12 protein-coding genes are annotated in these 13,618 nt (G+C 63.1%); 8 read left to right on the forward strand and 4 right to left on the reverse strand.

Features of this window, described 5'->3' with window-relative positions:
- Positions 1 to 184 precede the first annotated feature (184 nt).
- Positions 185 to 2,752: an EAL domain-containing protein gene (locus IRZ56_RS03110; protein ID WP_196143567.1), complete on the forward strand. Its 2,568-nt coding sequence runs from the start codon at positions 185 to 187 to the stop codon at positions 2,750 to 2,752.
- A 54-nt stretch (positions 2,753 to 2,806) separates the two neighbouring features.
- On the opposite strand, the gene IRZ56_RS03115 is transcribed toward IRZ56_RS03110, so the two are convergent.
- Complete coding sequence (locus tag IRZ56_RS03115) at positions 2,807 to 3,622, reverse strand: protein phosphatase 2C domain-containing protein (RefSeq protein WP_196143568.1); 816 nt, start codon at positions 3,620 to 3,622, stop codon at positions 2,807 to 2,809.
- A gap of 123 nt (positions 3,623 to 3,745) precedes the next feature.
- On the opposite strand from IRZ56_RS03115, the gene IRZ56_RS03120 reads away from it, so the two are divergent.
- The 5 genes from IRZ56_RS03120 (at position 3,746) to IRZ56_RS03140 (ending at position 6,590) form a co-directional block, all read left to right on the forward strand.
- On the forward strand, positions 3,746 to 4,231 hold the full coding sequence (locus IRZ56_RS03120; protein WP_196143569.1) for a VOC family protein: 486 nt from the start codon (positions 3,746 to 3,748) through the stop codon (positions 4,229 to 4,231).
- Positions 4,232 to 4,390: 159 nt separating this feature from the next.
- A complete protein-coding gene (locus IRZ56_RS03125) occupies positions 4,391 to 4,747 on the forward strand; it encodes a general stress protein (protein WP_196143570.1) in 357 nt (118 codons plus the stop codon).
- Positions 4,748 to 4,806: 59 nt separating this feature from the next.
- On the forward strand, positions 4,807 to 5,682 hold the full coding sequence (locus tag IRZ56_RS03130) for a manganese catalase family protein (RefSeq protein ID WP_196143571.1): 876 nt from the start codon (positions 4,807 to 4,809) through the stop codon (positions 5,680 to 5,682).
- A gap of 156 nt (positions 5,683 to 5,838) precedes the next feature.
- Positions 5,839 to 6,303 (forward strand): hemerythrin domain-containing protein, encoded by a 465-nt coding sequence (locus IRZ56_RS03135; protein ID WP_196143572.1) that lies wholly within the window; start codon positions 5,839 to 5,841, stop codon positions 6,301 to 6,303.
- A gap of 68 nt (positions 6,304 to 6,371) precedes the next feature.
- Entirely contained in the window at positions 6,372 to 6,590 is a 219-nt protein-coding gene (locus tag IRZ56_RS03140; protein ID WP_196143573.1) for a hypothetical protein, read from the forward strand.
- A gap of 175 nt (positions 6,591 to 6,765) precedes the next feature.
- Here the strand turns inward: IRZ56_RS03140 and IRZ56_RS03145 are convergent, their stop codons facing one another.
- Entirely contained in the window at positions 6,766 to 7,821 is a 1,056-nt protein-coding gene (locus tag IRZ56_RS03145; protein WP_196143574.1) for a M42 family peptidase, read from the reverse strand.
- A 339-nt stretch (positions 7,822 to 8,160) separates the two neighbouring features.
- On the opposite strand from IRZ56_RS03145, the gene mqo reads away from it, so the two are divergent.
- Positions 8,161 to 9,744: a malate dehydrogenase (quinone) gene (gene mqo / locus IRZ56_RS03150; RefSeq protein ID WP_196143575.1), complete on the forward strand. Its 1,584-nt coding sequence runs from the start codon at positions 8,161 to 8,163 to the stop codon at positions 9,742 to 9,744.
- 200 nt (positions 9,745 to 9,944) lie between these two features.
- Complete coding sequence (locus IRZ56_RS03155; protein WP_196143576.1) at positions 9,945 to 10,991, forward strand: class I SAM-dependent methyltransferase; 1,047 nt, start codon at positions 9,945 to 9,947, stop codon at positions 10,989 to 10,991.
- 201 nt (positions 10,992 to 11,192) lie between these two features.
- On the opposite strand, the gene IRZ56_RS03160 is transcribed toward IRZ56_RS03155, so the two are convergent.
- The gene (locus IRZ56_RS03160; RefSeq protein WP_196143577.1) at positions 11,193 to 12,437 is read right to left on the reverse strand and encodes a saccharopine dehydrogenase family protein; all 1,245 of its coding nucleotides are present in this window, start codon (positions 12,435 to 12,437) and stop codon (positions 11,193 to 11,195) included.
- Between the two features lie 33 nt (positions 12,438 to 12,470).
- Positions 12,471 to 13,568, reverse strand: coding sequence for a carboxynorspermidine decarboxylase (nspC, locus tag IRZ56_RS03165; protein WP_196143578.1), 1,098 nt, complete (start codon positions 13,566 to 13,568; stop codon positions 12,471 to 12,473).
- Between the last annotated feature and the right edge of the window lie 50 nt (positions 13,569 to 13,618).

A 13,618-nucleotide genomic window follows, 5' to 3' on the forward strand; every position in this document is an offset into this window, starting at 1 on the left:
GATCTCCCGCAGAACAACGCGTAACTATTTGATTTTGTAGGTCTTGTGGGAGCGGGCTTGTCCCGCGATCCTGCACCACCTCGCCCCCAAGACCGGCACAATGGCGTGCCGGTCGTCAGCTCCATTGATCGCCTGCATGGACCATTCGGTCAACCTTGGGAACCCCTGGCAGCTTGGTGAATGAATGGACGTGACGCCTGGCAATGAAATGTCGACCCGCAGCCACGTAGTGCGGCAGCTGATTCTGGTGTTTACCGGTGTGCTGGTAGTGGCCTTGACGCTTGGCCTGGTATCGCTCTACCGCCTCGCCGAGGCCTTGGATCGGCGTGAGGTGGAGCAGAGCCGCTTCTACGCCGCGTCCGCCCTGACCCAGCTGCAGAAAAACGAAAGGAGCTTCTTGTTGACCCATGCCCATTGGCAAGCTGCCTACGACCACTTGGCAGGGCCGGTCGACAGCCATTGGGCCTATGACGAAGACAACGTCGGGGCCACGCTCTACACCTCCAACGGTTATACCGGTGTCTATGTGCTGGACGACGACGGTACCCATTACGCCATCCTTGAAGGGCAGTTGAGCGACGAAGGCCTGGCGCGCCACAGCGCCAGTGCCGACCGTGTGCTGCAACTGGCCCGTGTGGCCGACCAGACCGAGCAGGCTGCGTCGGGCTACCTGGTGTTTCGTGGCCAACCGGCGGTATTCGTTGCGGCGGTGATCCGCCCACCGAACTTGGCCCACCACCTGCCACAGCCTACCGCGGTGCTGGTGTTCATCCGCGTGCTTTCGCCCGCTGTGCTCGAGCCTTTGGGCCGGTCGGTGGGGCTGTCCGGTTTCGTCATCCGCGATGTGGCCGTCGAAGTGCCCGGACGCGGGTTCCTGCCGCTGGAGGGCAGCGGCCATGCGCTGACCTGGGCGATCCCACAACCCGGCACGGCCCTGATCCATACGGTCATCCCGCCTTTGGCCGTGGCCCTGTTGCTCATCGCCCTGGCCATGGCGCTGTTTGCCCGCCACGCGATGCGCGCCAGTGCCGGCATCGACCGCAGCCACCGCCAGCTGGCCGCCTCCAAAGCCGCACTGGAAACCAGCGAAGAACGCTTCAAGGCCGTTGCCGAAGCCGCCTCGGACTGGATCTGGGAAACCGATGCCCAACTGCACCTGACCTACCTGTCGGCACGCTTCGCGGAACTCACCGGGCATGCCGTACAGGCCTGGTTGCAGCGCCCGATCACCGAGTTGTTGTCCTGCGATACCAGCCACGTCGAGACCTGGTTGCACGGCCTGGCCGCCACGGGTGCCTCCGGCAGCTTGCGCTGCCAGTACAATGACCACATGGATCAGCAGCGGATCTGCAGAATCGCCGCACGCGCCATCGTCGAACAGGGCGTGTGTTCGGGCTTCAGGGGCACCTGCAGCGACATTACCGATGAGGTGGCCGCTCATGCGCAGATACAGCACTTATCGTTGCACGATGCGCTTACCGGGCTGCCCAATCGCAACAAGCTGTTCCGTTTCCTCGAACAAACAAGTCAAGGTCTGGATACGCCCCAGGTAGCGCTGCTGATGCTCGATCTGGACAACTTCAAGCCGATCAACGACAGCCTTGGCCACCCGGCGGGCGATGCCGTGCTGATCGAGGTGGCCGCACGCCTCGGCCAGGCCACTCGTGACAGCGACCTGGTGGTGCGGCTGGGCGGCGACGAGTTCATCATCGTGCTGGCCCGTCCGGGTGACCGTGAAGACATGGACCGTTTCTGCCTGCGCGTGATCGAGGCGCTCAAGCGGCCGATGCAGGTGGAAGGGCATACCGTGCAGATCGGGGTCAGCCTCGGTGTGGTGCTGTCGGCGGAATACCCCGGTACGCCCAGCGACCTGATCCGCTACGCCGACGTGGCCCTGTACAGCGCCAAGCAGGCCGGCAAGAACACCTGGCGCTACTTCTCGGCGCAAATGAACGCGGCGCTGATGGACAAGCGCGTGCTCGAAGGTGAGTTGCGCGAGGGCATCCCGCGTGGCGAACTGGTGCTGCATTTCCAACCTCGCTTCAAGGTCGATGGGGCCACGGTTGCCTCGGTCGAGGCCTTGGTGCGCTGGCAGCACCCCCGGCTCGGCCTGTTGCGCCCGGACCGGTTCATTGCCTTGGCCGAGGAGTCGGACCTAATCGTGCTGCTCGGCAACTGGGTGCTGCGCGAAGCCTGTGCCAGGGCCAAGGACTGGCCACAACCGATCATGGTCTCGGTCAACATGTCGCCGGCGCAGTTCAGCCGCAGCGACGTGGTTCGTGACGTGGGCGATGCACTGCGGGCCACGGGGTTGCCAGCCCACCGCCTGGAGCTGGAGATCACCGAGAACGTCATGCTCAACGACATCGAAGGCGCCCTGCATACCATGAATGCGCTCAAGGAGCTGGGTGTGCGCCTGAACATGGATGACTTCGGTACCGGCTATTCGTCGCTCGGTTACCTGCGCACGTACCCCTTCGACAGCATCAAGATCGACAAGCGTTTCGTCCAGTCGCTGGGCAAGAGCGGCAGTGACCGCAGCGTGGTGCAGGCGATCATCAACCTGGGCAACGCCATGGGCATGACGGTGACCGCCGAAGGGGTCGAGACCGCCGAGCAACTGGCATTGCTCAGTGACGACCAGTGCCATGAAGTGCAGGGCTTCTTGCTCAGCAGGCCGGTGGAGAACGAGGTGTTGGTACGGATGATGTCGGAGCAAGGGGGACCCCAGGTGCATTCGAAGGCGCGCTGAGGCTTCGCGAGGCAAGCCTGTTACAGAAATGGGGCGTGGCGACGCGGCCGCGGCTCAGCCTACCCGCAACCACATGGCCGAAGCATCATCGCTCATCTTGAAGCGCGGGTAGCGCATGCAGGCGGCATCGTCGTGCTCGATACGCCTGAGCAGCTGGGCGAGGGCGCCCAGGCCGTCAGCGAGCATCTGTGTCATGAACGAGGCGGGGGTGCAGGCTTCATAGGTGTCGAACAAGGCGGCAAAACCGTCGCTCATCAGCACCAGGTCATCGCCTCGGGCGACCGGGACACGGTTGTAGCAGGTGCCAGCCTTTGCCAGCCGCGCATCCACGCCAAGCACGGCTTTCGGGCGTTCGCGGGCTACGCGTCGGTCTGCGATCACCGCAGGTGTGCGCACGCCATGGGCACCGGTGCCGGGCCCCAGGGCTACCGCCTCGGCGCGTTCGGCTTCGCGATCCGGTTCGGGCGTCAGGAAGGCAATGCCCTGGGCACTGCGGTGGAGCACGACGCAGTCGGCCAGGTGGGCACAGACCAGCTCGTTCCCTTCAAGGCCCACCGCCGCAAAGGCGGCACGGGGCAGTTCCCATCCGGCGATGGGGTCACGCTGGCGGTCGCGGGCATAGGCCAAGGCCAGGTCGTCGAACACGTGCTCGCACACAGCTTGCAAAGGGCCCGTGGCCAGGGTGAAGGCGCGCTGGGCCTGTTGGGCGAGCCAGGCCGCGCCGCCACGTTCGCCCAACAGCCCCGCAGGCCCGAGGTCGGTGGCCCCGTCGATGACCCAGGCATGGCGTTCGGCGCTGCCGATACGATCATCGTTGGGCACATCGGCCTTGCCGGCCAGGCTCAGGCTCTGAATCAAGTCCAAATGCATGGTTCGTTAACGTCTCGTTGCAAGGGGAAGTGGTTCGACACGGACCAACGGCCCGAGGTTCGCTCGCCAGCCAAGGTCGAAGGGCTAGACTGCATCTGTCCAACATGATGGTGGAGAACTGCCATGATCGCCAAGAATACGATCTGCCTCTGGTTCGACGACGATGCGCTGGAGGCGGCGACTTTTTATGCAAACACCTTCCCCGACAGCGCCGTCGGTGCCGTGCACCATGCGCCAGGTGACTACCCGTCAGGCAAGGCGGGCGATGTGATCACCGTGGAGTTCACCGTGGCTGGTATCCCCTGTGTCGGCCTGAATGGTGGGAAGGCCTTCACCCACAGCGAAGCCTTTTCCTTCCAGATCTGCACCGAGGACCAGGCCGAGACCGACCGTTTGTGGAGTGCCATCGTCAGCAACGGTGGCCAGGAAAGTGTCTGCGGCTGGTGCAAGGACAAGTGGGGGATTTCCTGGCAGATCTCGCCACGGGTGTTGCTCGAGGCCATGGACCATCCCGATCGGGCGGCGGCTAGGCGGGCATTCGAGGCCATGATGCAGATGGGCAAGATCGATGTTGCCAGGATCGAAGCCGCGCTCAGGGGCGCGCAATGATCGATGTCGAGCGGTGTATTGGCACGCAAGAAATCACCTGCTCCAGTGTTTAAGGCATTTCGTCAGCCGGTCGGTAAATTGACTGAGCGCAGCCAGGGCTACCTCGCGTCGTACATGAACACAGACTCAGCTGTGTGAAACTGACATGAGGTGAAAATCATGGCTAGCAATCAAGACGACCGTAAGAACCAAGGCGGCAGCGCGCAGAACAACCCAGGCAATTTCGCCAATGACCGGGAGAAGGCGTCCGAAGCTGGCCGCAAGGGCGGCCAGGCATCGGGCGGCAACTTCGCCAACGATCCTGAACGTGCCGCCGAAGCCGGCCAGAAGGGCGGGCAAGTGTCCGGTGGCAACTTCAAGAACGACCCCGAGCGTGCCGCCGAGGCTGGCCACAAGGGCGGTCAGATGTCCGGCGGTAACTTCAAGAACGATCCCGAACGGGCCTCCGAGGCCGGCCGCGTCGGTGGCCAGCACAGCCATGGCGGTGGTCGCAAGAGTGACGACGACAATCGCTGATCCGTGTTGAACCACGCCAGGGCGCGCCCGCGCCCTGGCTGCCTGACGAGGGATTGCCGATGTTCATGCACAACAAACGATTGCAATACACGGTGCGCGTGGCCCAGCCGAACCCAGGCCTGGCCAACCTGCTGCTCGAGCAGTTCGGGGGGCCGCAGGGCGAGCTTGCCGCTGCCATGCGCTACTTCACCCAGGCTGTCAGCGAAGACGACCCAGGACGCAAGGACATGCTGTTCGACATCGCCACCGAAGAACTGAGCCACCTGGAAGTGATCGGTTCGATCGTGGTGATGCTCAACAAGGGGGCCAAGGGGCGCCTGGCCGAGGGCACCGAGGAGGAGGGCGAACTGTACCGCTCGCTGACAGGCGCTGGCAATGACTCCCACATCACCAGCCTGTTGTATGGTGCTGGCGCCCCCCTGGTCAATTCCGCAGGTGTGCCGTGGAGTGCGGCCTACATCGACACCATTGGCGAACCGACTGCGGATTTGCGCTCGAATATCGCTGCCGAGGCACGTGCCAAGATCGTGTATGAGCGCCTGATCAACCTGACCGACGACCCTGGCATCAAGGATGCGCTGGGCTTTTTGATGAGCCGCGAGATCGCCCACCAGCGTTCGTTCGAAAAGGCTCTGCATGCCATTCAGCCCAACTTCCCGCAAGGCAAACTGCCTGGGGACCCTGCCTTCAACAGGACCTTCTTCAATCTCTCCCAGGGCGAAGAGGTGCGGGGCGCCTGGAACGAAGGCCAGGACTGGGTCTATGTCGACCAGCCTGAACCGGCGGTCGATGGTGGAGATGGCAGTGCCTCTGTGCAGCTTGACGAAGGGTCGGCGGCGGCACTGGAGGCGCTCAAGGCCAGGACCGCCTCTGATCCTGCTGCCCAGCCGCTGACTGCAGCGGAGCTTGGACGGGTCAATGGCGACGATGACTAGCCGATTCTTTTCATCCATCGAGGCCATGTATTTGGGGCCGCAGCGTGGCCCGAAATAGCGCTGGAGCGGCCAACGGTCAAACGGATTGAACCCCGCTTCGCACGGAGGACTCCACCTAAGGCAAACCGTGTTTTCGAGCAACTGACGAGGTGCTGAATGAACGCAATCGAGCTGTTGACCCATGACCACGAGACCGTGAAGAAGCTGCTGGCGGACCTGTCGGCGACCACCGAGCGTGCGGTGAAAAAGCGCAGTGAACTGCTGGCGCGCCTGGAGCAGGAACTGCAGATCCATACCACCATCGAAGAGGAGATCTTCTACCCCGCCCTCAGGAAAGTCGGCGGCAAGGAAGACGAGAAGATGTACTACGAAGCCAAGGAAGAGCATCGCACGGTCGATTCGCTGGTGCTGCCCGACCTGCTGCAGACCCAGCCGGATACCGTGGAGTTCGCCGGCCGGGTCAAGGTTCTCAAGGAGCTGCTTGAACACCATATCGAAGAAGAGGAGGGCGAGATGTTCCCGCGGGCGCAGGAGCTGTTCGACAAAGCAGCCCTCGACGAGCTCGGCCAGGCCATGCAGGCACAGAAAAAACTGCTCAAGGGCGATCGCCGCGCTGCCTGACCCTTCACCCACGGCTGGTATTGCCCAGCCGTGGGTTTCCTGCCGTGAACCTGCCGAGGTGACCGACCATGGCCCAGCACCTGTTTCTCATCAGCTACATCCTCGATAACCAGCCTGGCACCTGTGAAATGCGCAGCGATGACGAAACCGTCAGCCAGGAGCATGCCCGCAGCTACCTGCAAGGGCTTCATCGGACAGAGGCGTCATCATTCACCGACATCCAGGTCCAGCGTCTGGAGCATGACCACGAGCCGGGCACCTCGCCTGCGCATTACCAGCAACCCTGAACCCTTGCCGGGGCCGCTGTGCGGCCCATCGCGGGGCAAGCCCGCTCCCACAGGCCTACCGCTGCCCGTAGGCCCGCGAAATCCCTGTAGGAGCGGGCTTGCCCCGCGATCAAGGGCGAAGCCCTTGCCATGCGGTCGCGTTTCCAGGTCCTTTCCACAGCGCAGACGCCAAAGATCACCCATCCGGCCCCAGCAGATATTCGACCAGGGTGGCCGCGCAGGCATCGATGCCTTCGTCGAGTACAATTTCGACGCCATGGGTATTTTCCGTCGGAATCGCCAGGCAGCCGGCTCGTGCCGCAATGCCGGAACTCATCACCGCGCTGGCATCGGAGGCGAAATCCACCAGCAGCGCGGCCTGAGCCTGATAGCCGGCGCGCTGGGCGGCGCGCATCAGCGCGCGGACCACCGACGGCGTGTAATAGCCTTTCTGATCGCCCGTATTGACGATCGGATCGGCGCAAAGGCGCGTGCCGTACTCCTCGAGCACCGGGCCGACTTCCAGGGCAATGACGGTATCGCCTGGCAGTCTGGATGCGGCGTACATGGCGCCGGCATTGGATTCTTCTTCCAACGTGGTGCACACGAACCAGACGTCCTGCGCCAATTCATCGCGTCGCCTGCGCAACAGACGGGCCGCGGCGATGGCCGCCACCAGCGGCGCACGGTCGTCGAGAAAATGCGCGGCCACGGCATCGGGCAAGCGATACGGCTGGCGCCAGTGACGGCTGAGCACGACCCGGGTCCCCGGCCGCACCCCAAGGCGCGCAAGGTCGTCAGGCGAGCTGCGTGTCACCACATGCACGTCCTGCCAGTGCACCGCGCCTGAAGTCACATGCTGACCGACGGCCGAGCCGCTGCTGGCATGCATCGAGCCATACGACAGCACGCCCGGCAGGGTCTGGTGGTCAGCCAGGATCTCCACTGGGCAGACACCGAAGCTGATCGGCTGTGCGCCACCGAGCGCGGTGACCTCCAACGTGCCGTCCTGCTTCACCCGCTTCACGATCATGGCGATCTCGTCCATATGCGCCATGACCCGGATGCTGTCCTGCGGCTGGCTGGGCGTTGCGGCGCGCAACAGCCCCAGTACGTTGCCTGCGCGGTCGACCTGCACCTCATCGCAGCATTCGGCCAATGCGGCCCGGCAGATCTGCCGGACTTCGTCTTCCTGGCCGCCGGGGCCGTAGGCCAGGAGCAGAGCTTCGAGAAGTGTTCGGGTGGTTTGCATCGCTCGTCATCCTGAGGCGGGACATTAAAAAAAGCCCGTCCGAAGACGGGCCAAGACCTGATGTGGAGAGTCGAACCGACCCTACAGGGTTTCTGAGTGGCAAGCCGTGCGGATACTCCAGTCTGTTTTGCAACCTGGCGACGAATGGTGCCGTCGCCAGGCCAATGAACGTTCGCAATGCGCTGTTTCGAACGATAGGGCGCACTTCAACTGGAGGCCCTTGGAAAGTTGCGCTAACTATCTAAAAGGCTGACTTCGCTTGCGAGGCCGATTCCAGGGCATATGCCCCGGGCAATACATGGAGTACAGATCGAGGCGAGACGCCTCGCAGGAGAACACATGAAGATCACGGGAACCTTGAAATGGGCCTTGCTGGGCCTGACGTGCAGCGTGCTCAGCGCCCAGGCCGCCGAGACCAGGAAGGTCGATGTGCTGCTGGTCGGCGGCGGTATCATGAGCTCCACCCTGGCGGTGTGGCTCAATGAACTGGAGCCTGGCTGGTCCATGGAAATGGTCGAGCGCCTGGACAAGGTCGCCGAGGAGAGCTCCAACGGCTGGAACAATGCCGGCACCGGGCATTCGGCTCTGGCCGAGTTGAACTACACGCCGGAAAAGAACGGCAAGATCGATATCACCAAGGCCATCGACATCAACGAGTCGTTCCAGATTACCCGGCAGTTCCTCGCCTGGCAGGTCAAGCAAGGCGTGCTGAAGAACCCGCGCTCGTTCATCAACACCACGCCGCACATGAGTTTCGTCTGGGGCGAAGACAATATCCGGTTTCTGAAGAAGCGCTACGAGGCGCTCCAGGCAAGCCCGCTGTTCAAACCCATGCAGTATTCCGAAGACCCCGAGCAGATCCGCAAATGGGTGCCGCTGATGATGGAGGGGCGCGACCCCAACCAGAAGCTTGCGGTGACCTGGACGCCCATCGGCACCGACGTCAATTTCGGCGAGATCACCCGTCAATACGTTGGCTACCTGCAGGGCAGGCCGAACTTCGACCTGAAGCTGTCCACGGAGGTCGAAGACATTACCCGCAACGACGACGGCTCCTGGCACGTCGAGTACAAGAACCTCAAGGACGGCACCAAGGCCGCGACCGACGCCAAGTTCCTGTTCATCGGCGCGGGTGGTGCCGCGTTGCCACTGCTGCAGAAGTCCGGTATCCCTGAGGCCAAGGACTACGCAGGCTTTCCAGTCGGTGGCTCGTTCCTGGTCACCGAGAATCCGGAGCTTGCCCAGCGCCACATGGCCAAGGCCTACGGCATTGCCGCCACCGGGGCACCGCCGATGTCGGTGCCGCACCTGGACACCCGCGTGCTCGACGGCAAGCGCATGATCCTGTTCGGCCCGTTTGCCACCTTCTCCACACGCTTTCTCAAGGAGGGCTCGCTGCTCGACCTGTTCGCCAGCATGTCGCTGCACAACACCTGGCCGATGGTGCGGGTGGGCGTGCGTGAGTTCGACCTGGTGCAATACCTGGTCGGCCAGCTCATGCAGTCCGACGACGACCGCTTCGAAGCGTTGCAGACGTACTTCCCGCACGCCAAGAAGGAAGACTGGCGCCTCTGGCAAGCAGGCCAGCGCGTGCAGATCATCAAGCAGGACGACGAGCTGGGTGGTGTATTGAAGCTCGGTACCGAGGTGGTCATGGCCCAGGACGGTAGCATCGCCGGTCTGCTGGGCGCCTCGCCGGGCGCTTCGACCGCACCGCCGATCATGCTCGACCTGCTGCACAAGGTATTCAAGGACAAAGCCGCCTCCGCGCCATGGCAAGAGAAGTTCCGGCAGATCATCCCGTCCTATGGCCTTCGCTTGAACGATCACCCGGACAAGCTTCACGAGGAGTGGGCCTACACCAACGAGACCTTGCAGCTGGCGCCACCGACGGAGGGTGAAACCCAGGTCGCGGCGCCATAAGGCGCTCAGCTGAGGCGTTGCGGTGCGATTTCCTGACGCATGGAACAGGGATGACATCAGAGGCGCCGCAGCCAACCTCGATGGCTCGTCTAGACTTAAATTCCGGGCCCGCTTCGCAAGGGGCCCGCACCATCCATCCGACCACCGCCCCCCGGACCGGACGTCGCCGACGGTGGCCTTCTTGCAGAGGAGGGTAGGTCATGGACGAGTCGAGGCTTCATGAATTCATGGGCAAACTGGTGGGCGACATGGGCGCTGCGGCGACCCTGGCCAATGTCATCCTGGGGGACGAGCTGGGGCTGTACCGGGCCATGGCCGACAGCCAACCGGTGACGCCCGAGGTGTTGGCGCAGCGCACCGGTTGCCATCCGCGGCTGTTGCGCGAATGGCTCAGCGCCCAGGTGGCGGCGGGCTACATGGTCCACCAGGACGGCGCGTTCAGCTTGCCCGAGGAGCAGGCCATGGCCTTGGCCATCGAGGAGTCCCCGGCCTATATGGCCGGCGGTGCGGCGGTGGTGGCGTCCCTGTTCCACGACAAAGACAAGCTGGTCGCGGCCATGCGCGGCGATGGCGGCCTGGCCTGGGGCGATCACCACCCGTGCATGTTCAGCGGCACCGAGCGGTTCTTCCGCCCCGGCTACCGGACGTTCCTGGTGGCAGACTGGTTGCCGGCGCTCGAGGGCGTTACCGCTAAGCTGCAGGCAGGGGCCAAGGTGGCCGATGTCGGTTGCGGCCATGGCGCCTCGACCATCGTCATGGCCCAGGCGTTTCCCGCCTCGCAGTTCATCGGCTACGACTACCACGGGCCCTCGATCGTCATTGCCAACCAACGTGCCGAACAAGCCGGCGTAGCCAGCCAGGTGCGCTTCGAGCAGGCGTCTGCCAAGGATTACCCGGGCAAAGACCACGACCTGGTGTGCTTCTTCGATTGCCTGCACGACATGGGCGACCCGGTGGGTGCGGCACGCCACGCCTACCAGGCGCTCAAGAATGACGGCACGGTGATGCTGGTCGAGCCCTATGCCGAGGACTCGCTGGAGGGCAACCTCAACCCGGTGGGGCGGCTGTTCTATGCGGCGTCGACGTTCATCTGCACGCCGAACTCACTGTCCCAGGAGGTGGGATTGGGCCTTGGGGCCCAGGCTGGGGAAGCGCGCTTGCGGGCGGTGTTCGAGGAGGCGGGGTTCAGCCGGTTCCGGCGGGCGACGCAGACGCCGTTCAACCTGATCCTGGAGGCGCGCAAGTAGCAGGATCCGTGGTCGTCCTCTGTGGGAGCGGGCTTGTCCCGCGATTGGGGCGGGCCTGATATCACCGGCGCTTGGCAAGGGCTTCGCCCTTGATCGCGGGACAAGCCCGCTCCCACCGGTACAGCGGGGATAACAGGATCTGCGAATAAACTGGACCTGAAAGCAGAAGGGGCGCCATCTGGCGCCCCTTCCGTTCGTAGCTTAGGCTTGTGCGTCCCAAGGACGGTCGCCTTTTTCGTCTTTCACGCGGGTCGGCAGGCCCATGACGTCCAGCGCCTTGAGGAACGGCTCGGCCGGCAGCTCCTCGACGTTGACCATGCGCTTGGCATCCCACTCGCCGCGTGCGACCAGCAGGGCCGCGGCCACCGGCGGTACACCGGCGGTATAGGAAATGCCCTGGCTATCGGTCTCGGCGAAGGCTTCTTCGTGGTCGGCCACGTTGTAGATGAACACTTCGCGCGGCTGGCCATCCTTGGTGCCTTTGACCAGGTCACCGATGCAGGTCTTGCCGGTGTACCCCGGGGCCAGCGAGGATGGGTCGGGCAGGACGGCCTTGACGACCTTCAGCGGTACCACTTCCAGGCCTTCGGCGGTCTTGACCGGCTGTTCGGACAGCAGGCCCAGGTTCTTCAGCACGGTGAACACATTGATGTAGTGCTCGCCGAAACTCATCCAGAAGCGGATGTTCGGCACGTCGAGGTTCTTCGACAGCGAGTGCACTTCGTCGTGGCCGGTCAGGTAGAGGTTCTGTGAGCCCACTACCGGCAGGTCGTCGGTGCGCTTGACCTCGAACATCGTGTTGCTGGTCCACTGGCTGTTCTGCCAGCTCCAGACTTGCCCGGTGAATTCGCGGAAGTTGATTTCCGGGTCGAAGTTGGTGGCGAAATACTTGCCATGGGAGCCGGCATTGACGTCGAGAATGTCGATCGAGTCAATGCGGTCGAAATACTGTTGCTGCGCAAGTTTGGCGTAGCTGTTCACCACACCCGGGTCGAAACCGACGCCGAGAATGGCGGTGATATTCTTCTGCTGGCACTCTTCGAGGTGTTTCCACTCGTAGTTGCCATACCAGGGCGGCGTTTCGCAGATCTTGCCTGGTTCTTCGTGGATCGCGGTGTCCAGGTAGGCGGCACCGGTGTCGATGCAGGCGCGCAGCACCGACATGTTGAGGAAGGCAGAGCCAACGTTGATCACGATCTGCGATTCGGTCTCGCGGATCAGTGCCTTGGTCGCCTCGACATCGAGGGCATTGAGCGCAAAGGCCTGGATGTCGGCGGGTACCTTCAGGCTACCCTTGGCCTTGACGCTGTCGATGATGGCCTGGCATTTGGAGATGTTCCGTGACGCAATGGCAATACGACCGAGCTCGTCGTTATGCTGCGCACACTTGTGGGCCACCACCTTGGCGACACCTCCTGCACCAATGATAAGAACGTTCTTCTTCAATTTACCTGTTGCTCCTTACTCAAAGGGCCTGCCTCAGGACAGGCTGGAAACGTAGTCTTCGAAACCGAACTCGCGCACCACCTCGACGCTGCCGTCGAGCTGCTTGACCACGATGGCCGGCATCTTCAGACCGTTGAACCAGTTTTTCTTGACCATGGTATAGCCCGCCGCGTCGATGAACGACAGGCGATCACCGATGGCCAGGGGCTTGTCGAACTGGTACTCGCCGAAGATATCGCCGGCCAGGCACGACTTGCCGCAGACCATGTAGGTGTGCGCGCCATCGTTGGGCGCCATCTTGGCATTCAGGCGGTAGATCAGCAGGTCGAGCATGTGCGCTTCGATGGAGCTGTCCACCACGGCCAGGTGCTTGCCGTTGTACAAGGTGTCGAGCACGGTGACTTCCAGCGAGGCACTCTGGGTGATCGCCGCTTCGCCCGGCTCCAGGTACACCTGCACGCCGTAGGTTTCGGAGAAGGCCTTCAGGCGTGCGCAGAATGCATCCAGGGCATAGTCTTCGCCGGTGAAGTGGATGCCGCCCCCCAGGCTCACCCACTCGACCTTGTGCAGCAGGTGGCCGAAGCGCTCCTCGATGTGCGTGAGCATCTTGTCGAACAGGCCGAAATCACCGTTCTCGCAGTTGTTGTGGAACATGAAGCCGGAGATCTGCTCGATCACTTGCTCGATCTTTTCCGGGTCCCACTCGCCCAGGCGGCTGAAGGGGCGTGCAGGGTCGGCCAGCAAGTAGTCTGAGCTGCTCACCTGCGGGTTGACGCGCAGGCCGCGGACCTTGCCTTCGGAGCGCTCGGCGAAGCGCTGCAACTGGCCGATGGAGTTGAAGATGATCTTGTCGCAGTTCTCGAGCATCTCCTCGATCTCGTCGTCGGCCCAGGCCACGCTGTAGGCGTGGGTTTCGCCGGCGAACTTCTGGCGGCCGAGCTTGAGCTCGTAGAGCGACGAGGAGGTGGTGCCATCCATGTATTGCTGCATCAGGTCGAACACCGACCAGGTGGCGAAGCACTTGAGTGCCAGCAGGGCCTTGGCCCCGGACTGCTCGCGCACGTAGGCGATCTTCTGCATGTTGCCCAGCAGCTTCTGTTTGTCGATGAGGTAGTACGGCGTCTTGATCATTTAAAGGCCCCCGGCCAGGCCGGCCAAAAAAAGGACACGCATTGTGCCTT

The organism is Pseudomonas guariconensis, from assembly GCF_015680235.1.
GTDB classification, from domain to species: domain Bacteria; phylum Pseudomonadota; class Gammaproteobacteria; order Pseudomonadales; family Pseudomonadaceae; genus Aquipseudomonas; species Aquipseudomonas guariconensis_A.